18 protein-coding genes and 1 tRNA gene are annotated in these 22,260 nt (G+C 60.6%); 6 read left to right on the forward strand and 13 right to left on the reverse strand.

Annotated elements, in window-relative coordinates:
• Nucleotide 1 precedes the first annotated feature (1 nt).
• Nucleotides 2–1,231 carry a DNA cytosine methyltransferase gene (locus VGR99_RS34280; RefSeq protein ID WP_326904374.1) on the reverse strand — a complete coding sequence of 410 codons (1,230 nt, stop codon included), beginning with the start codon at nt 1,229–1,231 and terminating at the stop codon, nt 2–4.
• An 896-nt stretch (nt 1,232–2,127) separates the two neighbouring features.
• The gene (locus VGR99_RS34285; protein ID WP_326904375.1) at nt 2,128–2,364 is read right to left on the reverse strand and encodes a helix-turn-helix transcriptional regulator; all 237 of its coding nucleotides are present in this window, start codon (nt 2,362–2,364) and stop codon (nt 2,128–2,130) included.
• Nucleotides 2,365–2,494: 130 nt separating this feature from the next.
• On the opposite strand from VGR99_RS34285, the gene VGR99_RS34290 reads away from it, so the two are divergent.
• A complete protein-coding gene (locus VGR99_RS34290; RefSeq protein ID WP_326904376.1) occupies nt 2,495–3,544 on the forward strand; it encodes a hypothetical protein in 1,050 nt (349 codons plus the stop codon).
• 184 nt (nt 3,545–3,728) lie between these two features.
• The gene (locus VGR99_RS34295) at nt 3,729–4,106 is read left to right on the forward strand and encodes a hypothetical protein (protein WP_326904377.1); all 378 of its coding nucleotides are present in this window, start codon (nt 3,729–3,731) and stop codon (nt 4,104–4,106) included.
• A 1,994-nt stretch (nt 4,107–6,100) separates the two neighbouring features.
• On the opposite strand, the gene VGR99_RS34300 is transcribed toward VGR99_RS34295, so the two are convergent.
• Entirely contained in the window at nt 6,101–6,652 is a 552-nt protein-coding gene (locus VGR99_RS34300) for a hypothetical protein (protein ID WP_326904378.1), read from the reverse strand.
• 328 nt (nt 6,653–6,980) lie between these two features.
• On the opposite strand from VGR99_RS34300, the gene VGR99_RS34305 reads away from it, so the two are divergent.
• Entirely contained in the window at nt 6,981–7,202 is a 222-nt protein-coding gene (locus VGR99_RS34305; protein WP_326904379.1) for a DNA-binding protein, read from the forward strand.
• A 210-nt stretch (nt 7,203–7,412) separates the two neighbouring features.
• On the opposite strand, the gene VGR99_RS34310 is transcribed toward VGR99_RS34305, so the two are convergent.
• The 6 genes from VGR99_RS34310 to VGR99_RS34335 all read right to left on the reverse strand — a co-directional run bounded on the left by VGR99_RS34310 (nt 7,413) and on the right by VGR99_RS34335 (nt 13,276).
• Nucleotides 7,413–8,237 (reverse strand): IS5 family transposase, encoded by an 825-nt coding sequence (locus VGR99_RS34310; protein ID WP_326904380.1) that lies wholly within the window; start codon nt 8,235–8,237, stop codon nt 7,413–7,415.
• Between the two features lie 358 nt (nt 8,238–8,595).
• Nucleotides 8,596–9,393, reverse strand: coding sequence for a class I SAM-dependent methyltransferase (locus VGR99_RS34315; RefSeq protein ID WP_326904381.1), 798 nt, complete (start codon nt 9,391–9,393; stop codon nt 8,596–8,598).
• Nucleotides 9,390–10,232: a M14 family metallocarboxypeptidase gene (locus VGR99_RS34320; protein WP_326904382.1), complete on the reverse strand. Its 843-nt coding sequence runs from the start codon at nt 10,230–10,232 to the stop codon at nt 9,390–9,392. The genes VGR99_RS34315 and VGR99_RS34320 overlap by 4 nt, the downstream gene beginning before the upstream one ends.
• A complete protein-coding gene (locus tag VGR99_RS34325; RefSeq protein WP_326904383.1) occupies nt 10,229–11,611 on the reverse strand; it encodes a patatin-like phospholipase family protein in 1,383 nt (460 codons plus the stop codon). The genes VGR99_RS34320 and VGR99_RS34325 overlap by 4 nt, the downstream gene beginning before the upstream one ends.
• Nucleotides 11,612–11,795: 184 nt before the next feature.
• Nucleotides 11,796–13,025, reverse strand: a complete 1,230-nt coding sequence (locus tag VGR99_RS34330; RefSeq protein ID WP_326904384.1) for a tyrosine-type recombinase/integrase — start codon at nt 13,023–13,025, stop codon at nt 11,796–11,798.
• Between the two features lie 161 nt (nt 13,026–13,186).
• Nucleotides 13,187–13,276 (reverse strand) — tRNA-Ser (locus VGR99_RS34335).
• A gap of 125 nt (nt 13,277–13,401) precedes the next feature.
• Between VGR99_RS34335 and VGR99_RS34340 the strand changes: the two genes are divergently transcribed.
• Nucleotides 13,402–13,992 (forward strand): hypothetical protein, encoded by a 591-nt coding sequence (locus tag VGR99_RS34340; protein ID WP_326904385.1) that lies wholly within the window; start codon nt 13,402–13,404, stop codon nt 13,990–13,992.
• A gap of 258 nt (nt 13,993–14,250) precedes the next feature.
• On the opposite strand, the gene VGR99_RS34345 is transcribed toward VGR99_RS34340, so the two are convergent.
• The 4 genes from VGR99_RS34345 to VGR99_RS34360 all read right to left on the reverse strand — a co-directional run bounded on the left by VGR99_RS34345 (nt 14,251) and on the right by VGR99_RS34360 (nt 18,902).
• Nucleotides 14,251–14,574, reverse strand: a complete 324-nt coding sequence (locus VGR99_RS34345) for a hypothetical protein (RefSeq protein WP_326904386.1) — start codon at nt 14,572–14,574, stop codon at nt 14,251–14,253.
• A 220-nt stretch (nt 14,575–14,794) separates the two neighbouring features.
• Nucleotides 14,795–16,645: a dihydroxy-acid dehydratase gene (gene ilvD, locus VGR99_RS34350; RefSeq protein ID WP_326904387.1), complete on the reverse strand. Its 1,851-nt coding sequence runs from the start codon at nt 16,643–16,645 to the stop codon at nt 14,795–14,797.
• Between the two features lie 201 nt (nt 16,646–16,846).
• Complete coding sequence (locus tag VGR99_RS34355) at nt 16,847–17,716, reverse strand: VOC family protein (RefSeq protein WP_326904388.1); 870 nt, start codon at nt 17,714–17,716, stop codon at nt 16,847–16,849.
• A gap of 811 nt (nt 17,717–18,527) precedes the next feature.
• Nucleotides 18,528–18,902 carry a hypothetical protein gene (locus VGR99_RS34360; RefSeq protein ID WP_326904389.1) on the reverse strand — a complete coding sequence of 125 codons (375 nt, stop codon included), beginning with the start codon at nt 18,900–18,902 and terminating at the stop codon, nt 18,528–18,530.
• Nucleotides 18,903–19,067: 165 nt separating this feature from the next.
• Between VGR99_RS34360 and VGR99_RS34365 the strand changes: the two genes are divergently transcribed.
• On the forward strand, nt 19,068–20,777 hold the full coding sequence (locus VGR99_RS34365; RefSeq protein WP_326904390.1) for a TOMM precursor leader peptide-binding protein: 1,710 nt from the start codon (nt 19,068–19,070) through the stop codon (nt 20,775–20,777).
• 94 nt (nt 20,778–20,871) lie between these two features.
• Nucleotides 20,872–22,248 (forward strand): SagB family peptide dehydrogenase, encoded by a 1,377-nt coding sequence (locus tag VGR99_RS34370; protein WP_326904583.1) that lies wholly within the window; start codon nt 20,872–20,874, stop codon nt 22,246–22,248.
• Nucleotides 22,249–22,260 lie beyond the last annotated feature (12 nt).

Raw genomic sequence — 22,260 nt, forward strand, 5'->3', positions numbered from 1 at the left:
CTCACATCCTGAGTTCGAGCTGGCCGCGCCGGCTCCTCTCGGCGGACCCGCCTGCGGAGCGCTTGGGCTTCGACGTATCGGTCCCGCGTGATTTCTTGATCGAACGCAGCAGCGGCGTCAGAAGCTTTCCGCGCAGAAACGAGACGACGGGCACCGCGACGCCGTCGCCGATCACTCTGAAGGCGAATTCGTACACCTCCGGGAGCCTGTAGCTGGCCTTCAGCCCCATGAGCGAGGCAGCCTCGGCCGGCGAAAGAAGCCGCGTCCGAACGTCCGAGCCGTTCACGACGATGATGCGCGGCCTCGACCCTCCCCCTTTCGGGGTCCGAAGACACCCGGCGAGGCCACGGAAGCAGATCTCGGTCCGCTGCACCGTCTTTCCGTTCGATGGCCGCATGCGGAGGGACAGCGTGCCTACGATACGTTTGCCAGATTTCTTGGCTTCAGAGAGCTTCTGCTTGTGAATGGCAGACATCATGCCGATCAGACGCTTGGTCTCGGCGGGCGTGTGCCAATCGACGCCTACCGGCTTATCCTTAACGATTTTGTTCAGCGTCTTCTTCAGTTCCGGAGCGGTGCCGAGATTGAACCACATCCACTGCTCGCGGCACTGTGGCGACAGCTTTTCGACGGCCTTCACCAGCGGATCTGGATGCCAGGTAGCATGCGGCTCTTCGCGAATAAGCTCGGTCGCGATCTTGGCCGACTTCGAAACGGCCACGATGAAGACGCGCTGCCGCGACTGCGGAACGAAATGGCGCGCGTCGACCACGACCGCGCCGGCGCGCATGCCCAGCCGGTCGAGCGCCGCGACGACTGCCTTGAATTCCTCGCCGCCGTTGATGGTCAGAAGGCCGACGACGTTCTCCAGCGCGATGATCCGCGGCAGGCGGCCGTTCGCCTTCAGATCCTTCATCAGGTCGATGAACGCCCAGAACGTCCCGGATCGCGTTCGGTTGGATCCGCTCGACTGGCCGATCCCGAGCCCGTTGCCGGCGGTGGACAGATCCTGGCAAGGGAAAGAGGCCCAGGCAAGGTCGGCACGCTTCCCAAGATCCTCCGCATCCACCTTGTGGATGTCGTCCTCAAGGATTTCCTCTTCGCCCCAGTTTTCCGCGTACACCTGGACCTTCAGCGGATCGAAATCGTTCGCGAAATGGCACTTCCACCGGCCGCCGAGGCCAGCGCGCACCATCCCGCCGCCCGCGAAAAATTCGAGATAGCTCGGCACTTCAGATGGCCCTCCCGCCAAAGGCGGCCATCGTCGATCCCGACGCAGCAACACGCCCGATAGGCGCGCGCGGTGTCTCTGACGTTTCCATACCCTGCCCCAGCCTACGGCCGGCCGCCGCTCTTCGAACTCCTCCGCAGAAAAGCTGCGGGGGAAGCGTCATGTCTTCCCTATCAGTCAGCCGAAGCGGGTGACGGGAGATGTTGTCGAAGGCCGGCACCGCCCCCATTGATGTTCCCGCGGCGAAACTCTAAACCGAGTCGTGCCTACGAAAGCCGCAGAATCGTCGCATGGGTTGAACGGCCTCGCAAGTTCAATCGGCTAATTCTTTAGTTGGCCGAAAGCCTAACCATTCCCATTGCTTATGGACATCGGAAGTGTCTTCGACACTCCCGCTTCGCGTCGGATTGTCAACGGGTGGTATCGGACTGGGCGTCAGCTTCAGGAGCCGGGATGCCTGACCGAACGGCCAGCCCATGGCACGGAGCCGCCGGGCAACGGTCAACCGGTCGTCGCTGCTGGCCGGCAGGTCGCCCCCCCGTCTTTATGCCGCCTTCGAGAAGGCTCGATGCAGCGGCCCGTTTCCCCAAGGGCCACCCGCTTAACCACCCATGCAATCGTCTGCACTGGGCGATCGGGGCTGCGGTTTTGACCAGAAGTTTGTCGCCGACGGGCTTCTCCGTCGCCGGAGACTGCCGCTGTTAGCGGATGCAATCTGTAGCTTATCACCGTAGCAATGTACGTGGTCTTCCCAGTCCCAGTTAAAATAATGAACCATTGCAATCGCCTGGGTCTCTCGGTGTGGAGGAGCCCCGTTCCGCCGAGCTCGCCGGCTAAGGAGGCCCGCCCGAAAGACGAATCCGATGTGCCCTTATGCACGTTCGGGCAGCCCACATCTATTGTGAACGCTTCTTGCCTCGGGACAATGGCGGCTGAAGTAGCTCCAAATAGCTGACACCCAGGGCCTGGGCCAGTTCATATATCGTCACGATCGTGGGATTGCGCTGTCCGGTCTCCAGCCCGCTCAGATACTGCTGGCTGAACCCTGAGATCTCACTGAATTGCTCTTGTGTCAGCCCCTTCCCGAGCCGGACCCTTTTCACGTTTTGACCGACCAGCCTGCGCATATCCATGCGCAGTAAGAAAATGCATTACATACTTTGAGTTTATCAACTATAGTATGTACGATAGCGACCATGTCCGAGCACGGTATCGATCGCGACATCAGACCAAAAGACACTCCGAGCGCATTGGACACTTTTAATGCTTCGCCTCTTCCGCAAGCAGAACGATCGCTACAGGCGCTACAAGCAGCTCTTTGACACTTGGGAGCGCTATCTCCTCACGCACGAGACAGACGTCACTCACATGAGTGAGGCAGCAGCTCTTCAGGCAATGCTCAATTTCTCCCCGATCGCTGCCGCGTACGGCCTCCAGCTCAATCATCACCCCGAACTGCTCGTTGAACGCGTTAAGCCAGCTGACATCTACGCGGCTTCAGAGGAGTGCTTTTTCCAGGCAACCTCCTATCGAAACGAAGGTAGCGAGCGTTTTTACCAAGGAGCAGTATTAGCGGGAGTGTATTTCGGCGTAGCCGGTCTCGTTGCCGACAAAGAAAAGTTCGTAGCGCCACTCTGGCGACGCGTTATGAATGCGATGTCGCTGGCGATCGACCTCGCCGCGCGATCTACAGCGCATAAGAGCCCCGATTGGAAAGAGGCAAAGACCGAGGCTCAGGGTCCTCTCCCGGCCGCTACTTCCAATGCACTGAAGAAGACTGAAACTCACGAAGCAAATTACCGCAGTATCGACGGACAACGATCCAAAGAGTTGGAGGCGATGCCTTCTCCGTTGCGATCGCTTTTTGAAGAACAGCAACGGCTCTTCGTAGAGGTGCAGAAAGCTTCCAAAGTTGTGAGTCCGGCCGCGATTTATGGAGCATCTATCTCCGTTATGAGCTTGTTTGAGCGTGTCTTTTCGCGCCGTGGCCCGCCTCGAGGTGTAGGAGAACCAGAAGTCGCTGCGGCGGACATGGCCGCTTTCATGGATCGTCTATATGCGACCGACGATAGCGTGCTCGGACAGTTTGAAACTTTGTCTTCGCGCATCTGTACGAAGCCGCAAAGTGATGTCGCGCTTTTGGGTGCGCAGGTGACCCGTGTGGTCGTCCTGGGTCGGCTTCTGAATCATCGGTTGAGCGCGTCGGCGCCATTGTGTTCTCACGAGGCCCAATGGCTGGCAAATACCCTTTTGTCCGACCTTGAAAAACTCGCGACGATAGAGGTGGGCAAGCCGGGCTTGAATAGGAACTGATACCATTACCGGAAAGATCAGCTTCGGACTCTTGGCAGACGCATTACCGATGAGCATCCTTTCAAGAGTTATCCTCCTCGCTATCTTGATCTTCGGTGTCCCCGCAATTATCGGAAGGCTCCATATAGCAGATCGCACGCGGCACATTGAGCACAAGTGGGCAGGCTGTACGAATAAGACCGCGATGCGCGGCCTGGAGCAAGACCTGGCGTTGAACAGTGAAGAGTTGCTTAAATCCATTCTGAGCGAGTGCAGAGCACAGTTTGGAGAAGCCTTGGCCAGTTGCGAATCCGAGATTGGTTGCGAAGAACGCCTTCGGCGGACCGCTCTCGAAAGAATAGGCATGATACGAGAAGAACTAGCCTGGGCGCGTGAAGAAGCTTGGAAGCGAGGCACAATAGAAAGAGCTATTATGCAGTTCGGGAAAGACGGTATAAGTCGTGACGACCTCAAAGCGTTCTTTCGGGACGAGATCCTGGAAGAAGAAGCAGCGGACAAAACCGCCGAGATGGAAGCAAGAGCATCTGGCCCGGCCGATGCCGAGCCGTTCGTGAGACCCTGACGCTGGCAAGCCCACGCGCGCGCTCCTCGCGGTCGCCTCGGCGATGACCCTGAAACGATGGCGTGTCAGCTGGCGCGCCCAACGTTCACTACCGTGGTCGACTGGGCGACGAACCGCCATCGTGCCTTCACGCTCATCTCAGTACATATGTTGGTCGAAAACCGTTACGGACACCGTAGCGGAGACCCAACGGAATCCGTCACGGTTTCCTTCGAGGTGCGTCGGATAAGGAAGGGGTGACCTCGAATTTGGACGACTTCCCTGTGGCATCATCGTCCTCGGTCGGCGCCATCCTCGACTAAGGTGCCTCCGTTGCGCTCCGCAGATACGGTTGGGGGACACCGCGCCTTCCACCTGTTTGAGACACTGGGCAGCGTCTCATTAGGGCTCGGCTCATCTAATGCCTTGTTAGTTCGTAGCTTTTCCCCTCGTATCGTTGTCTCAGCAGCTCACCGACTCCTAGTCGTCTCACCGATAGACATGAAGCTCAGCACCAGCGCTGCCGCGGCGGACAGCGCGTGCCACTGCAGACATAGGTGCGCACCAGGCCCTCCCCGATTTGGATCTGGCCGACGTCGCGCCCCTCCACCGCGAGGGCACCGCACAGCCGGCCGTAATTGCAGCGGGGGATACCCTCTTCGCCCGGCCGGCACGCACAGGCGACGCGCGGCAGCCGCCGGCGATCAGCTCGCGCAACCGACCGGTCGTAGCCTCGGCCGCTGGCGCTCGTCCTCGCAACGCGCCCGGTTGGTATCCCTCCGGAGGCGCCGGATGCTTACGCCAGTTGCCGCGCTCCGGCGTATCGAAGCCGACCAGCCGATACAGATGCCCCTGATAGCGCACCGTGTCGCCGTCGACGGCAAAGATCGCTATCGGCGAGCCCGGGGACGCCCTGATGTGCGCGATACCGACGAGGATCGGCGACGATCAAGCTTGGAGGAGCAGTGAACGTAACCGCGAGCGTAACGGAGAACGTCACGTTCACGGGACACTCAGGCTCAGCAGTCCACACTTCTTCGCCCCGCCGCCGTCTCAGTCTCGTCCCAGCCCAACGAGTCAGGCGTCTCTCGTCTCACAGAAGTCACCTCATACAAACTGTCTCGCGCGAGGAAAGTGGGGATTGGGAGCTTGCATCAGGCTCGGTTAAGGATTTTGATCTCTCACACACCCGTGACTCGCTGCTTCTAACAGTCAAGGGCAACGGTGCCCGCGGTCCGCACAGTGTCTCATTGACAATAAACTTGAGACGCTTGTCAGCGTCTCACATCGGCGAGGGATAACACCCTGTGTGCTCGGCACGTTTCCTATCGGGCCGCTGTCTCAACTGTCTCAAGATACGATTCTGGCTGTCTCACTGGCTTCGACACATGGGTGGACAGGCCGGGAGGTTCTCGAGCCGCCTAGAATCCCTAGAAGGTGCGCTTAAATTGAGGATATAGCTCCTCCTCCGTCGTCCTCCCCTCCCCGCCACCAGGAAGAAGACACGGTCTCGGACCACGATTTCCACTCGCTTTACCCGGGCATCGCGTAACGTGCGATCAGTCGGTCCTCCGAATGGGGGTCGGACCCATTCGACAGGGGGATGAGTTGCCTCGGTATATCGCGCGCCGATCGTGATACTGCGCGCGGGGCCGGAGAACCTGACATGCGGCTTCGTCGTCCGTTCCGCCAGGGTGAGAGCCCGCGAGATTGCCGGTGTAGCCGACTCTAACTCGGGAGTGAGCGACCGAGCGCGCTGCTGTCATTTATCCAATCGGCAGGCCACCGTGACCTCGCCGGCAAACAGGAAGAAAGGCAGGATCAAAACCCGTCCGCTATTCTCGCGACCCAAATATTTTGGTGGTTCGGTTGCGGCGGGGCCACCGAGCGGACCCGCAAACGACTCACACAATCTCTGTGGACGCGGCGCTTGAAGCTGGTCGGCCAGCAGAAGCGGGATGAGATTGTGCTGATCGTTTCGCGGTCGTAACCTCTCTAAAGCCGGGTGAGAGGGGTCATTCCTTCCGGTATTTTTTGAGCGCCTTGTACCCACTGAGGATTGCTTTCTGCCGGCCCGAGAGAGCACGACGCTCGATCCAAGGCGCATCCGGGATGCAGTGAGGTGGAATGCGCCACAACGAGCTTGGGAGCGCGCCTTCCAGTTGCCCATGCGGCGTCAGATCAAATCCGAATATTTGAAACCCCGATGCGATTGCCAAGAGAGAATCTGGCGCATGCCACGCAGCCGAAAAGATGCTCCCGCCGCCCTCGGGTACCTGTTTCGCCAAAACGGCTCCGGCCGCGAGCAAATGAGCCACTTCCCGAAAGCCACCCCAACAACGTCGTATTTGCGATTGGCTCCGACCTGATCGGTCATCTGCGCAAAGTTCAATGGCCTTCGAGATGCTCGGCCCCCCGCGCAGCTTCAGAGTTGGGTCAGACGTATCCACTAACATTTGCAGCACATCTGCGGTTGATTCCCAACTTTTCATACGGTCTGTCAATAAGCCGACCGTTGCGGCCAGGGCCTCGGAAGCGACTGATGCAAGCCCGCCGAACGGATCCACCGAGGGACTTCCGGCGAGCTTTTTCCCGTGGGCTAGGCGTGTAGCATTGCATGCCGCCATCCAGCGGTTTCGACCACTCTCCTCACTGGGCCAAGCCATGTACGCAAGTAATAGCTCAGAGAGCGCACTCGGGGTACGCAATCCAGATTTCAGCCGCGTTCGATAAAGCCCGAACGCACCCTGACTGTCTTGCGGGACCTGGATTTGTGGAAGGTTCATCTGTTGCATAATCGCGGCCCGTCGCCCCCCTCTCAAACAAACTGCGAGAGGTCAAAAGCGGCTGGAATTTGCCTTAGAGAACGATGGCAAACAACCGGGAATATGGCTTATGGCGACTCAGTGGGACCGGCGTGCGATCGTCGCGACGCCTAAGGAAACAATGACAGCACTCAGGATCGGCCGAGCAAAGCTCTACGAACTTCTCAATTCTGGCATTCTAGAGAGCTTTCTTGAGGGGAAGTCGCGCAAGGTCTTGTGGCGCAGCATTGAAGCATATGTCGAGCGACGGCTCGGCGAAGAAGCCCATCGGCACGGCAACCCTAAAGTTTAGGAGGAAAACTGCCTGCTCTCGTGTCGCAAGACATGAGAGCTCAGAACCCGATTCTAATACCGCGGGGGATACTCCCTCCTCCACTTTGCCTTGAATGCTCGGCGATTTTCGGTGTCCGCGGCGATAGCTACGGCCTCAATCTACGATTTAGGACTGGGAATGCGCTGCAGCTGCCTTCCTGAGAGCCTGACTCAGAAAGCGTCAGCGTCTTCAGGGTCTGGCCAGGCGGCGGGTTAGGAGCCTGAGATGGGCGGCGAGCAGCCAGGCAAGCTCAGTGGCAGCAGAGCCTTCGAAGTCTTTGGAGAGGCGCCGACATCTGCCGAGCCATGCGAAGGTGCGCTCGACCACCCAGCGCCTGGGCAGAAGCTGGAAGCCTTTAACGCCGAGCGGTCGCTCGACGATCTCGATCGTCCACGGCCCGCAGTTTGAGAGTGCGTTGACGAGCTGTTTGCCGCGATAAATCCGGTCGGCAAAGACATGTTCAAGCCTCGGGAAGTGGCCTCGCAAGCCCTCCAACAGAGGAACGGCACCATGGACATCCTGAATGTTGGCAGGATGAACATATGCAGCCAGCAAGAGGCCGTTGGTATCGGTCACGATATGGCGCTTGCGGCCATGGAGGCGCTTGCCGGCGTCGAATCCGCGTGGCCCGCCAGCCTCTGTCGTTGAGGCGGTCTGGCTATCGATGACGGCCGCGGTCGGTTTGGGCTTTCGCCCAAGTTTCCGGCGCGCCTTCCGAACCAAAGCTTCGACGATGTCCTGCCATCTGCCTGTGTCGCGCCAAGCGTAAAAATAGCCCTGTACCGTCGAGTATGGCGGGAACTCTTTCGGCAAAGCGCGCCATTGGCAGCCGCTCGACAGGATATAAAAGATCGCCTGCACGATCTCGCGCAAATCGACCTCCCGCGGCCGGCCCAATCGCCGTCGCGGCGGCATCTTGCGGGCGATCAACGCCCACTCGGCATCGGTCAGATCACTTGTGTAACGCAGTCCACTGCGCTGATACTGGATACGAGCGGCTTTGGTCCACGGCATGGTGTCCTCCCTCGAATCTTCGCAAATCCGAAGGAATCACAGGCCCGCCAAAACCGCTCACCTTTTTCGGTCAGGCTCTGAGGAGTGAGCCGCGCTGATTTCTGCTTTTGGACTGACCGGTGGTCGCTCCGGACGCCGTCTTTAAGATTTCCCCCAAGCTTGTTCGAGGGTATGTCAGGCCGAAGGTGCTGAGGGCAAATGCACAGACCTTGCCATGGATTGATGCAACCGACCTTCGTGCGCCGCCGCTCGGCCAGCGCCAGCAGCCCATCGATTCAAAATGGAACGCGAGTAGACGGCCCGGAGCCCTCCACCTTTCTTCAAACGACGGCAATCGAGGACTCTCCCTATTATGTTCTCACCGGCGGCGCAGGACGTAGACGACGTCTTGCGTTCGATCGTCAACGATGATTGGATCATCAAGATCATGGCCATAGTCATAAGTCGCAACAGGTTCGAAATGACCTATTTTCTCGAACAGCCTCCCGATTTGCGCTGCTGAATAGGTTCTAAATGCACAATCCTCGACAATTCGGACTCGCGATCGAGGCGTTCGTGCCTCTGTCACCATTCCGCAGCGCGTCTTTCTTTGCCTGGAGCAGATTTGCTTGGTCCATATCCGGCATAAGACCGACAGCTTTCCTCGCCGTGCGGCCCAACGCTCCCTTTGTATCGGTGTGCCGCGCGACGGCGTAAGATGCAGAGCGAGAATGTACAAGCCGCCCTTTGCGATGTTGGCGGCCATGCTTCTGAGGTGATCTTCCGCCGCGCGTTCGGTCGGCAAGATCTGGAAGCTACTCATGAGATTGAAAGCGGCATCGACCTTCGCCGGCAGACAGACGTTTACGATGTCGCCAAGGGCGGCTGGCGCGGGCAGGCCGCGTCTCTCGAAGCGCCTGTTGCAGTAGTCGACTGCGGCGCGACTCATGTCCCATCCGGAGACTTGAAATCCACGCTTCGCCAAATTAATGAGCAGTCGTCCGGAGCCACAGGCAGGCTCAAACACGCGATGCACACGACGGCCGGCATATAAATCGAAGCAACCCTGCAGGAAATCAACTTCGAGGCCGACGCCTGCTCCGAATACGAGATCGTAATACTTCGGGTGGTCGTACAGGGTACCTCGAATTGTCGTCGTCCTGAACGGCTGCGTCATGGCCGGAAGGATCGGCCGCCGACGGCCGCCTCTCGCGCGGCATGGCCCAACGCAACCTTCAGGAAAGTGAGCTGGGTGTCGACTCGATCGTTCAGGCTCCATTCGGTTGGAGTCTCGAAGGTGAACGCATGCCCTGTGTAGTGCCTATCCAGAAAGGCGTCTAACGAGGTGCCTTGCGCATAGATCTCGTTGCGGCGTCCCTGCGGATATGAAACGACGCCGGCCTCGTTGATGTCGTTGTATATCGTGGGCCAATCGCACACCGGCCGGCCAGCGGGCAGCGCATCGATCATCAATCGTCCTATTCGATCTGAGCCGTCACTCACGGTCTCATAAAGATAGGCGCCGCGCGGGTTGTTCTGTTCCGTGAATCCTTCGCCGACGTAATCAGGACGCACTTCGTGCAGATCGAACGTCATGCGATAGCGCCGCGCCTGCGTCCGCAGCCAGTCCTCAACGGCGCGCACTTCGGGCTGAGCCGACCCGATGCCAAACAAACGATTGAGGTTGGCACCCGACTGCGTCTGCAGCGTGCCAGCATCGAACCCGCTGGGGTTGAGGCAAGGAAAAACCACAAATTGCAGATCGGCGTCGAACTCGCGCTGAGCGCTAACAACAAACGCGAGAGCGGCATGGACGCCGGCCGGCTCATCTCCGTGAAGCCCCCCTGAAATCAGCATAGTGGGGCGGGCCGCCTCCCAGCACGCCGAACGGATGCACAGGATGGGCCAGTTTTCATCGCCATAGTCCACCCGCGCGATTTGCTCCACGGAGCAGCCTTTTAGCTGTGAAAGTTTCGGTTCGACCTCCCGAGCAAAACGCGAGACCACTTTCGTCATGGTCTCGGTTTCCACGACCACTTGCCGAACTGAGTGCCCATGTCGCTGGTCCCTGCCCAATGACCGCTCACCAATCCGGTCTCCTTGCTTTTGATTAGCAGAAAATTTCCTTGCAGCGTCGACTCCCCTCTCCATTCACCTATAAGGGCAGTTCCCTGAACCGTTCCTGAGAATATGTAGTAGTATTTACCCGCCAGGATTTGCCCAACGACGAAATCGCCGATTTGCTCCGCCTCCAGCGTCTCCGTTTCAAAACCGGTGTTGTTGATCCCATAATCACTCTCCCAAGTGTATTCCGTGTCCCATTTTCCTGCGAAGTTCAAACCGGTTGATCGAGGTCCGTCGATCCATCGCCTAACTCCGGTTTTGACCTCGATGGAATCGGCCTTACCTTGGGCGAGAGGCGGAATGATATCCAAGGCCGCCTGGTAAGCGTCGAGATCGATCTGCGATCCTAAGGTTTCGGTTACGCGAAAATGGTATCCGACCATCGCGCCATCCTGAACGGCCAGATCACTGGAAGCAGACATTGCTAGGTCGATCGTCGGCCGGGCCCAGCCGAAATTGCGCAAATTCTGAAACTCGTGGCCGGCTTTCGTGATCGGCATTACGCCGCTGCTGATCGAGAGAACATACATTCTGCTCAAATCCACGTCTTCGCTGGACAGCCGGGCCACGGCACGAAACGTCGGATTATTGCAGCACAACCCACCATCGACGTAGTGGGTGTCGCCGACCAAAGCCGGAGGAAAATAAGTAGGCGCGGCGGCCGAAGCAAGCACGACGTCTACCAGTCGATAGTCCTTGTCACTGTCGTCCTTGGAATCGAATAACCTGAGCTTGTACTGATTGAGCGAGATGGCCGGGATAATCAGCCGCTTTTTGCAATCACCCAATTTGGTGGTCTTACCTAGTTCGCTTTCCAGCGCCTCTCTGAGCACCTCGGCGGAATAACTGTGATGCCCAGCGAGCCACGTCGCATCGTCGTAGATACGACTTATCAGACCGCGAGGCGGGAACACCGTCTTGCCAACGGTGCTGTACAGAGCGCTGATGGCCGCGGGCTCCTTCCCGAGCGCGAGGCCCGCAGCAATGATCCCCCCGGTAGAGGTGCCCGCAATGATGTCAGCGTGCTTTGCGACATCGAAACCGCTCGCTTTCAGCCTTTCGAGCAGCTTCGCCTGGTAGAGCCCGCGGATGCCCCCACCATCGAACGACAGGACGCGATGCAGAATCTGTTTTGGGTGCAGCCAGCTAGGCCGACGACCGGCTGGCGCCCGTTCCGTCGAGACTATCCCCTGCTGCGCCCCGGTCGCCCCGCTCGTCAAGCTCGCCGAGGCCAAACCCAGAAGCACCAGCCGCCGATCGATCTCAGCCATAGGTCGCTCCAATAAACTCAAATACCGGACTTGAGATATTCGATCGAGGAGAAATTACCTGCGGATTGAAGCTATTATCTATACACGCTAATCGCGAACATCAAATTGGACAAGTGGCCACCGCGCTCTGTCGCTGCGATTGGTCAAACGGATGGTAGAAAGTGGTTGACTCGGCACCGAGGCCCTATCCTGCCCTCCGATCGTCCAGTGAAACCACTTTGGTGCCAGTCAGGAACGCTGCCCAATCTGTCATCAATGCTCGACGCTTTTCGAGTTTCTGGCCACGTTGATAGGCCGCAGTCGTTTCGCTCTTGTACTTATGGGCGAGCGCGGCCTCGCGGACTCCATCAGGATAGTCGGTGCATTCCTCGGCCCAGGTAGCAAAGGTGGACCGGAAGCCATGCACCGTAACGTGCCCAAACCCGAGACGATCTAGTACCGCCAGCATCGCATTTTCTGAGAATGCTCCGCCATCGGTGTTAGAAAAGATCAGCTCACCTTGACTGCCATTGCGCATCTCGTCGAGCACCGCCAGCGCAGGATCTGTCAATGGAACGTGGTGGTCTTGGTCCATCTTCATCCGCTCGCCGGGGATTTTCCAGGTGGCGGCCGAACGATCGATTTCACACCAATGCCCTTCGACGGCCTCGTTCGTGCGGCAAGCAGTGAAGATCAAGAAGCGCAGCATGGCGGCGGCTGTCCCCGGCGCACCAACAAGGAGCTTCATGAACGCCGGCGCCTCGCTGTACGGCAAGGCAGGATGATGGCGCACTACCCGCTTTGGACGCTTTGGCAGCTTTTCACGCAGCTGCCTTGTCAATTCAGCAGGATTGCGGAAGTCTGGATCGTCGATATCGACGTTCTTCGCGATGATCGTTTCGATCCGGCCGCGGACACGGTTCGCGGTCTCTCTCTTTTCCACCCAGATTGGCTTTAGCAGGTCATGGATGTGGCTCGGCTTGATCTCCGGAATCGTAAGCTTGCCGATGGTGGGATAAGCGTAGCGCTTGAGCGAAGACGGCCATTGGTCGCGATGCTTCTCGCTCCAGGTCGACCAGTTTGCCCGGATGTAGGCTTCCGCGCACTCCTCAAACGTCGACAACGTCACCTTGGCCTCGACGGCTTTAGCCTCTTCGCGCGCCTTCCGCCTCTCCTGGACAATGTCCACGCCAGCGACGCTGCGATCGCCTTTCACACGTAGACGCGCCGCATCGCGGGCGAGCCGCGCATCCTTTAGCGATACGTCCTTCAAAGAGCCGAGGCCGTGCCAGCGTTCCTTGCCGTCTTTCCAGTATCTGTAGGACCAGCTCTTCGATGTAGGTCCGGTCACGATCAGGTAGAGACCTTCGCCGTCAGCGTATTTGCCGGGCTTGTTTTGGCGCTCTATGTCAAGTGGTTTCAGCCTTCCAGCCATTGTTCCTCCGGGAAAACCATCCTCCGAACCCACGGTCTAAAGCTACGGTCAGCAGCCAGATTAGGGAGAACACCGGCGAACTGCGAAGTACAGTCCTTTGGCGCAAGCCTCTGAATTTGCTGTGGAGTTCGAACGACTGCGAACAGTGGAGAACAATATACTGGCGGAAGGGGTGGGATTCGAACCCACGGTACCCTTGCGGGCACGCCGGTTTTCAAGACCGGTGCCTTAAACCACTCGGCCACCCTTCCGGATCAACGGGATCAAGCACTTACCCAATGAGCCGTTCGAACGCAATGAGAACGTGCGGGCCGCCGGGGCGATTTGGGGAAAGGCTCTCATCTCTTGAAGAATTCCGCCGCTGCACGACGCCCGCTTGCAGCACGGCTCTGACCTTATCGTGCCGCGTCGGCTGCACGGCGGCGCCGATTTGGCTACAATCTTTGCGCCTCGATCAGGCGCTTTTGATTTTCACAAGATGAATATTTTGGAGGTTGAGATGCAATTTCGTGCCCTATCGGTGGTCCTTGCCGTGTTCGTTGGACTGTATGGTTGCGGGGCTTCAGCGGCGCCGCTCAGCTATGGCGGCTACTACGACGAGACTGCCGGCAGCCTGAATTGCGCGGGCGGGAACACATGCCGGGTCAACTTCTCGCAAACGCCGGCAGACAAGCTGGTCGGGATCCGTAAGCTGAATTGCGCAATCGGCTCTACGACCCCTGTAACTCAGGGCTTTCTCTTTGCGGCCACGACCAATGGTGGCCCCCCTCTCCCGCGCCAGCTGCCGCTGCCGATCCCGTCAGTGGCTTCGGCGATTGGCGGCAACTACTATGTGAATTTCGAGGCGGACGCTCATTGGCTGATCGGCCAGGGACGCTTCCCGTTCGTGCAAATCCAGACATTTGGCTCATCGACCGTGCAAATGAATTGCACCGTTACAGGCGATCTGGTCGATCCGATTCAATGAAGCGTTGAGATCTGGTGGACGAACTGGCCCAAAGCGACTTCCGCCCGATTTCCCGGCGATCTGTCAGGCGAGCGTCAGCCTGATCCCTTAGCCTGCATCACCTCGGCAATCCCGGACACTGGCGACATCTCCCAGGGCGTCGTCGGTTGCGGGGCCCGGACGGAGTCGCCTCCATGTCCGGGCCTCGTTTGCTGCCCCCAAAAGGAAAAGCGGCGCCCCAAGGAAGCGCCGCCCGAAACCGTTCGTTGCTGCCTTGGCTCAGTAGCCGCAGGACGCGCAGCCCATCTGCACCGGGGCGTAGTAGGAATAGCCGGGCGAAACCATCTCGACGCGCTGGCGCGTGGCGTATTGCGGCGGGATGCGCTCGTACTGGACGCTGGGCGGCGCCACCATCACGGTCTGCGGCACCATCACGGTGCGGTACTGCGCCGGCGAGCGGTGCGCGACGACCGCGCCCGGCGACACCATGACGGTCTCGTCGACGGTGCGGTATTGCGGCGCGACGTATTGCTGCTGATAGCAGGTCTGGCACGGCGGCGGCGTGTAGCAATTGTAGCAGCCGGCAGAGGCTGCGCCCGTCATCGAAATCGCGACGACGACTGTTCCGAAAACAACAGCAAGAGTACGAGACATTATGCGGTGCCCCAGTTGCCCGAAATGGATTTGCGAAGGTCGCACCAGTATACGCCGCAAAATCCAATTCCGCCGAAGTTCGTCGGGGCATCCTTAATGCGAACGGCCGGCTTTCGCCGGCCGTTCAGAACTTGTTGACCATGCGCCAGCGCGAACGCAGCAAGCGCGCTCAGTTCGAGCGACGCTTCACCTCGCGCACCGCACCACGCGCGGCGCTGGTGGTGAGCGCGGCGTAAGCCTGCAGCGCGGTCGAGACGTTGCGCTTGCGCGCGGCGGGCTGCCAGGCGGCATCGCCCTTCGCCTCCTCCGCGGCACGGCGGCTCGCAAGCTCCTCGTCGGAGACCTCGAGATTGATGCTGCGGTTCGGGATGTCGATGGCGATGCGGTCGCCGGTGCGCACGAGACCAATGTTGCCGCCTTCAGCCGCTTCCGGCGACAGATGGCCGATCGACAGGCCGGAGGAGCCGCCGGAGAAGCGGCCGTCGGTGACGAGCGCGCAGGCCTTGCCGAGGCCCATCGATTTCAGGTAGCTGGTCGGATACAGCATCTCCTGCATGCCGGGGCCGCCGCGCGGGCCTTCATAGATGATGACCACGATCTCGCCGGCGACGACCTTGCCGCCGAGAATGCCGTCGACCGCAGCGTCCTGGCTTTCGAACACGCGCGCGGGGCCGGAGAATTTCAGGATCGAGGCATCGACGCCGGCGGTCTTCACGATGCAGCCGTCCTGCGCGAGGTTGCCGTAGAGCACGGCGAGGCCGCCGTCCTTGCTGAAGGCGTGCTCGAGATCGCGCACGACGCCCTTCTCGCGGTCGGCGTCGAGCTCGTCGTAGCGGCGCTCCTGGCTGAAGGCGACCTGGGTCGGGATGCCGCCGGGCGAGGCGCGATAGAAGGTGCGCACCGCCTCGCTCTTGGAGCGCTTGATGTCCCAGCGCTCCAGCGCCTCGTTCATGGTCGGCGCATGCACGGTCGAGACCGAGGTGTCGATCAGGCCGGCGCGGTCGAGCTCGCCCAAAATGCCCAGGATGCCGCCGGCGCGATGCACGTCCTCAACGTGAACGTCGGCGACCGACGGCGCGACCTTGCAGAGCACGGGCACGCGGCGCGACAGCCGGTCGATGTCCTGCATGGTGAACTTGACCTCGCCCTCGTGGGCCGCAGCCAGCAGATGCAGCACGGTGTTGGTCGAACCGCCCATCGCGATGTCGAGCGTCATCGCATTCTCGAACGCCTTGAAGTTCGCGATGTTGCGCGGCAGCACGGAGGCGTCGTCCTGCTCGTAATAGCGGCGGACGAGATCGACGATGGTGTGGCCGGCCTCGACGAACAGGCGCTTGCGGTCGGCATGGGTCGCGACGACAGTGCCGTTGCCGGGCAGCGCGAGGCCAAGCGCCTCGGTGAGGCAATTCATGGAGTTGGCGGTGAACATGCCCGAGCAGGAGCCGCAGGTCGGGCACGCCGAGCGCTCGATCACCTTGACGTCCTCGTCGCTGACCTTGGAGTCGGCCGCGGCCACCATGGCATCGATCAGGTCGACGGCCTTGGTCTTGCCCTGCAGCTTGACCTTGCCGGCCTCCATCGGGCCGCCCGAGACAAACACAGCGGGGATGTTGAGGCGCAGCGCGGCCATCAGCATGCCGGGCGTGATCTTGTCGCAGTTGGAGATGCAGACGAGGCCGTCGGCGCAATGCGCGTTGGCCATGTACTCGACGCTGTCGGCGATCAGCTCGCGCGACGGCAGGCTGTAGAGCATGCCGTCGTGGCCCATGGCGATGCCGTCATCGACCGCGATGGTGTTGAATTCCTTCGCGACGCCGCCGGCCTGCTCGATCTCGCGGGCGACGAGCTGGCCGAGGTCCTTGAGGTGGACGTGGCCGGGCACGAACTGGGTGAAGGAGTTGACGACCGCGATGATCGGCTTGCCGAAATCGCCGTCCTTCATGCCCGTCGCGCGCCAGAGGCCGCGGGCGCCTGCCATGTTACGGCCGTGGGTGGTGGTGCGGGAGCGATAGGCTGGCATGGCGGTTTCCGTCCTCGGGTTTGGGGGGCCGGGCGGGAAAATATGGAAGCCGCCTCAGGCCTTTCGGGCCGGATAGCGCACGGGCTGGGCGGGCGCAACGGGAACTTGCCCCGAAACCGCCCAGATCAGCCCTGCGCAGGCCTCCCCTGCTCCCGGCGCGGCCTATTGCACGGTCGCGTCGGCGCCGGACAGACGCCGTCGCTAGCGCTTCGGCTTGGGCAGCACAATTCTCCCTTGGGAGGCAATGCCACCCCATTTGGCGGACCAGCCGATTTCCGAACCCGAAGACGGTTCAATGCTTGTCTGACCTGGGGCGCCCTGCAAAGCAAACAAGGCACCCTGGGGATCGACACATCGTGCGATCCAGCAGCCATCGGGCAATTCGATCGGACCCTGGAGGATCCGGCCTCCGCCAGCAGTCACTTGCTTCGTGGCAGCACCGATGTCGTCGACATTGAAGTAATGCAGCCAGCTCGGCTGCGCGACGCTCGGAAGTTTTGTGAGCATGCCGCCGACCGTCTGCCCACCCGCCGAAAACAATTGATACCAGGCCGCTGGTTCGCTTTGAGCATCGGCCTTCTGCCAACCGAACAGTTCGCTGTAGAAATCGAAGATCGCGGTCCGGTCGGCAGCCAGTAACTCATGCCAGCCGACACGCCCCGGCTCGTCCAGCCGGCCCGGTTTCCGTCGGCCATATGTCGGGTCTTTGATCAACCCGAACGTCGCCTCCTGCGGATCGGCAACAACTGCAATGCGGCCAATATTGGTGTCGGTCGGCGGCACAAGGATCGTGCCTCCAAGACGCCTGATCTGTGCGGCGGTCGCCTCCAGGTCGTCGACAGCGACGTATCCCATCCACCGCGGCGTCGCCCCCAATCTCCGCCCCTCTTCCGGGATTTCCATAAGTCCGCCCAGCGGAGCGCCGCCGCTACGAAGCACGGCATAAGGCAGTTCCGGGGTCGATTCCTCCTTCACGCCCCAGCCGACGGCCTTGCTATAAAACGCGCCCGCCGCCGCGACATCCGTGGTCAGGAGTTCATACCAAGCGAAACGCCCTGATCGATCTGCCACGCCAATCTCTCCGTTCGAGATTCGATGCGCTTGCGGCACTGCACCAAGCTGCACGCGCACCAACAGCGTGGATCATTGATGCGTCGTGTCAACCGGCCGTGCCGATGCCGTTCATGAAGATGAATACATCCTGAACGTGCGTCGCTGCGCATTTATGCGCGAAATTCTTGCTCGCGTTACGTCCTGGGCGTAGGCTTAGCGCGGCTGGGATACTTCTTGCAATGCTTGGAGGTTCGACCATGCGGCAGGCGAAGAAGACTTCTAAAGGGAAGAAGCGAGTTACCAAAGTCGCCGTGCCGGCGTTCGGAGCCGCAGGGTTGACGTTCTCACTGGCGGGAGGCGCATCGGCGTCCGCGGTGCCGACACCCGACGCACAACAATTGCCTCACCTTGGAGCCGGACAAGCCATCACGCTCGATGAAGAGGAAATGGCCGACGTCAGCCTGGCCACCTTCCATCTCTTCGACAAGGAAAACGCCGGTAGCCGTGTGCAGCTGGCGTGGCGCGGATGCGGCGGTTGCCGCGGCTGCGGAGGCTGTCGGGCTTGCCGTGGTTGCCGATGTGGCGTCGGTTGCCGATGTGCGGGTTGCGCCGTTGGCTGTGCCGTCGGTTGTGGTGTTGGTGTGGTGGGATGCGCCGTATCATGCGCGGGTTGCTGCGCATCGTGGGGCCGTTGCCGCTTGTGCTAGGCCCCGGCGCGTTCCGAATGTCAAATTCACGGGTTGATAGGTCATTGGCCGGCCTCAAGGGGCCGGCCAATTATTTGATCTCGCTACGACCGGCGTGACGGCAACAGGATCAGCGTGCTGACTCAATGACTGCAACTCGCAAGACCCGCGCTGCGCGCCAGACCCGCAAAGACATTCTCCGATTTGCACCGAACTTCACCGCTTACGTACTGCCTCCCGATGCGGTCTGCCTCTACTCCGAGGACCGCAAGTTCTTCCTGCACGGCGAGCTCTACTGTGCCTTGGCCACCGCGATCGGAAAGCACGGCAAGACTTGGCCGGAGATTGTCAGCCAGCTTTCGAAGCAGTTTCCGGCCAGCAAGATCGAGGAAGCGATCAAGCGGCTCCTCGATCGCCGATATGTCGTCGCGCGGACCCCGAAAGCATTCGACGACACCGTTGGCGGTTTCCTCGCGAGCCTCGGCATCCCCCTGGAGATCGCGGAACAAAATCTTCACGATTGCCCCGTCCGGATCGAATCGATCGACGTCAAAGGCGCCAGGGAGCTGACCGCGGCGTTGAGCAAGCTCGGTGTTCAGATCGCCAAGCGGGCGCCAAAGCTCACGATCACGCTGGCGAACGACTATCTCGACCGGCGACTTGCCGAACTGAACCAGGAACGCGTGGCCGGCAAGACGCCCTGGTTGCTGGCACAGCCATCCGGCCCGTTTCCGCTGGTCGGGCCCGTGTTCAAACCGGGCGAGAGCGCCTGCTGGACCTGCCTGTTCGATCGCATGATCCGCAACCGGGAGATCAAGGGGTTTCTCGACCGGGGACCGGCGCGTGCGGTTGCCATATCGCCGCTCGTCAGAGACAGCGTCGGCCAGACTGGAATCCATTTTGCGGCCGTCGAAATCGCCAAGGCCATTGCATCGGATTTTCGCACCGATCTATGCGATCACATCGCAAGTTTCGACCTGACCGGCGCCGCCATCGCCAAGCACTACGTGACGCGACGTCCACAATGTCCGACCTGCGGCAGCAGGAAGCTGAACAACCCGCGCCGATCTCCGTCCCTGGTCGAAATTGCCGAGGGCAAGAGGCTCGTCATGACCAGCGGTGGATATCGCACCGTGACGTCGCGGTCGACGGTGTCGCGCTTCCGCAAGCATGTGAGCCCACTGACAGGGGTGGTGACCAGGCTCGAACGAATCGACGTCGACCTGCCGATGAACACCAACTACTTCGCCCAGCACAATTTCTCCGCGCCGGCCCACAGCATCGACCAGCTCAGGTCCGGATTGAGCGGCGGCAGCTTTGGCAAGGGCTCGACCGCCGAGCAGGGCGAAGCCAGTGCGCTGATGGAATCGATCGAACGCTATTCGGGCATTTTCCAGGGCGATGAGATCAGGACGACCCGCCGGTTTGTCGATTTCGCGCCTGGCGACGCGCTTCTTCCCAACGATGTCCAGCTCTTCAGTGAAACGCAGTTCAAGAACAGGTTTCTCCAGCAACCGGACGATCCCCATCCGGTTCCCGAACCGTTCGATCCTGCGACGAGGACCGAGTGGTCGCCCGTCTCATCGTTGCGCGACAAGCGCTTCAAATATCTGCCGACGGGCCTCCTCTATTTCTTTTATGGCGGCTTTCATACGGATTCCAACGGCTGCGCGGCCGGCAACACCCGCGACGAAGCGATCGTCCAGGGCTTCCTCGAACTGATCGAACGCGATGCCTACGCGATCTGGTGGTACAACCAGGTGCAGCGCGCCGAGGTCGACCTCGAGCAGTTCGACGATTTCTATGTCCGGGATCTCCGGTCTCAATTTGCCGAAGCCGGGCGCAAGCTGTGGGTGCTCGATGTCACCACCGACCTCGGCATTCCGACTTACGTGGCCATCATGCACTGGATGCAGAATGGACATGAGAATATCGAGTTCGGGTCCGGCGCGCATTTCGACCGCCGCATAGCCCTGCTGCGCTCCCTCACCGAGCTGACCCAATTCATGGCCGTCAGCATGATGAGCGGTGCGAGCGGCGAGAAGCCGACCCTCGACGGGGTTACACCGCTGCGCCTGGACGACTATCCGTTCCTGACCCCGAGCGATCGCCCGGTCGTCCCCCCGGCGCCGAGCCTCAAGCTTCACGACAATACGCGCGACCAGGCCCTCGCCTGCGTCGAGATCGCCGCCCGTGCGGGCTACGATTTCCTCGTCCTCGACCAGACACGCCCCGACGTCGAGGTTCCGGTCGTCAGAGTGCTCGTTCCCGGCTTGCGTCATTTTTATCGCCGCTTCGCGCCGGGCCGCCTTTACGATGTGCCGGTGAAGCTCGGATTGTTGGACCGGCCGCGACTGGAAAGCGATCTGACTTCATTCCTTCCACACACCTGAAGGTCTGCTCGTCGTGCGCGCTCCCCGGAAAAAGCCGACCAGGACAATCGCGCCGGACATTGCTGCCCGATTGAGCCATCGCTTCTCCCTCCAGATGCAGCCGGACGGGAATATCGCAGCCTTCCTGGGCGACTACTCCGTCAACCTCGGACAATTCAGCGAGGCTGCGGTGGATCGTGCGCGACATCTGAGCACCGGTCTTCCGCTCGCTTCGTTTGCAGGCAAGAGCATCCTCGCGAGAGAAATCGACGCACTGGTGCATCGCCTGGCCCGTCAGGGGCTTCTGGAATACCGCCTGTCCTCCCCACGTGACGAGCGGGACCTCGTGGTGATCGAGCCTCAAGTCCCCGACTACTGGCCGCGACGCGCGAAGCTGGGCACCCGTGACACCGTTGTGTTGTCGCGCTTTGCCTATCTGCGCCGGCGCGGCAACGAGATGGTGCTGGAATCGCCGCGCGCCGGCGCGCTATTCCGGATTGGCGATCCCGCCATCGCCGCTACCCTTGCTGCGCTGTCGCAGCCCCAGAAGATCGGCAAGCTCAAGGCGAAGGCACTCTCCTTCAACCTCCTTCTGCTCGAGCTGCTGGTCGACAGCCAGATTGTGCTCAAGCTCGATGCGAAAGACGGCGACGGCCTCCGAGTGAATGAAGGCGACGGCAATCTCGTTCTCTGGGATTTCCATGATCTGGTATTTCACACGCGGAGCACGGAGGGCCGGCAAGCCAATCCGGTCGGTGCCGCTTTCACCTATGCGAGCGTCGTTCCGCCGCAGCCCGCGGTGCGTCCGCGCTGGCCCGGCAGCAAGATCGACCTGCGAAAATTCTCCTCCCCGGAGCCGAACTCTCTCCTCCCGAAGCTGTTGCGCGAACGCCATTCAACACGGGATTTCGACGACAAGAACCCGGTCACGCTCCGCGAACTCGCGCAGTTCCTCGACACCACCGCGCGTGTTGTGTCCGAATGGAAGAGCGAACCGTATTTTGAGGGCGGTCCCGAAGTCACCTACAGCACGAGGCCCTATCCGTCGGCGGGCAGCGCATACGAGCTGGAATTGTACCTGGCGGTCTCGAACTGCGAAGGGCTCGCGCGCGGACTCTACCACTACGACGCAGGGGGGCACGCGCTGGTGGCGATCAGCGCCTCCGCCCAACAACTGCAGGCTCTCGCGATGGCGGCTCAGTTCGCCATGGACGCGCCCGGTCAGCCGCAAATCCTGATCACGATCGCGGCGCGCTTTGGGCGGGTCTCCTGGAAATACAGCTCAATCGCATATTCGTTGATCCTCAAGAATGTCGGCAGCCTGATTCAGACGTTCTATCTGGCAGCGACCGATATGGGCCTTGGCGGCTGCGCCATCGGGACGACCGACATCGATCTGTTCGCGAAAATGACGGAGCTGGAATTGCATATAGAGGGCCCGGTCGGCCAATTCGCGCTCGGGCGCGGCAAGAAGCTTGAGGTCCAAAGCTAGCCCAACCCTAGA

It is taken from the genome of Bradyrhizobium sp., assembly GCF_035935975.1.
Taxonomy (GTDB): Bacteria; Pseudomonadota; Alphaproteobacteria; order Rhizobiales; family Xanthobacteraceae; genus Bradyrhizobium.

Bases quoted from the DNA above. Each gene is read 5' to 3' on its own strand.
- VGR99_RS34285 (WP_326904375.1), bottom strand. From the start codon at position 2,364: ATGGATATGCGCAGGCTGGTCGGTCAAAACGTGAAAAGGGTCCGGCTC.
- VGR99_RS34290 (WP_326904376.1), top strand. From the start codon at position 2,495: ATGCTTCGCCTCTTCCGCAAGCAGAACGATCGCTACAGGCGCTACAAG.
- VGR99_RS34295 (WP_326904377.1), top strand. From the start codon at position 3,729: ATGCGCGGCCTGGAGCAAGACCTGGCGTTGAACAGTGAAGAGTTGCTT.
- VGR99_RS34305 (WP_326904379.1), top strand. From the start codon at position 6,981: ATGGCGACTCAGTGGGACCGGCGTGCGATCGTCGCGACGCCTAAGGAA.
- VGR99_RS34310 (WP_326904380.1), bottom strand. From the start codon at position 8,237: ATGCCGTGGACCAAAGCCGCTCGTATCCAGTATCAGCGCAGTGGACTG.
- VGR99_RS34315 (WP_326904381.1), bottom strand. From the start codon at position 9,393: ATGACGCAGCCGTTCAGGACGACGACAATTCGAGGTACCCTGTACGAC.
- VGR99_RS34320 (WP_326904382.1), bottom strand. From the start codon at position 10,232: ATGACGAAAGTGGTCTCGCGTTTTGCTCGGGAGGTCGAACCGAAACTT.
- VGR99_RS34325 (WP_326904383.1), bottom strand. From the start codon at position 11,611: ATGGCTGAGATCGATCGGCGGCTGGTGCTTCTGGGTTTGGCCTCGGCG.
- VGR99_RS34330 (WP_326904384.1), bottom strand. From the start codon at position 13,025: ATGGCTGGAAGGCTGAAACCACTTGACATAGAGCGCCAAAACAAGCCC.
- VGR99_RS34345 (WP_326904386.1), bottom strand. From the start codon at position 14,574: ATGACGGGCGCAGCCTCTGCCGGCTGCTACAATTGCTACACGCCGCCG.
- ilvD (WP_326904387.1), bottom strand. From the start codon at position 16,645: ATGCCAGCCTATCGCTCCCGCACCACCACCCACGGCCGTAACATGGCA.
- VGR99_RS34370 (WP_326904583.1), top strand. From the start codon at position 20,872: ATGCAGCCGGACGGGAATATCGCAGCCTTCCTGGGCGACTACTCCGTC.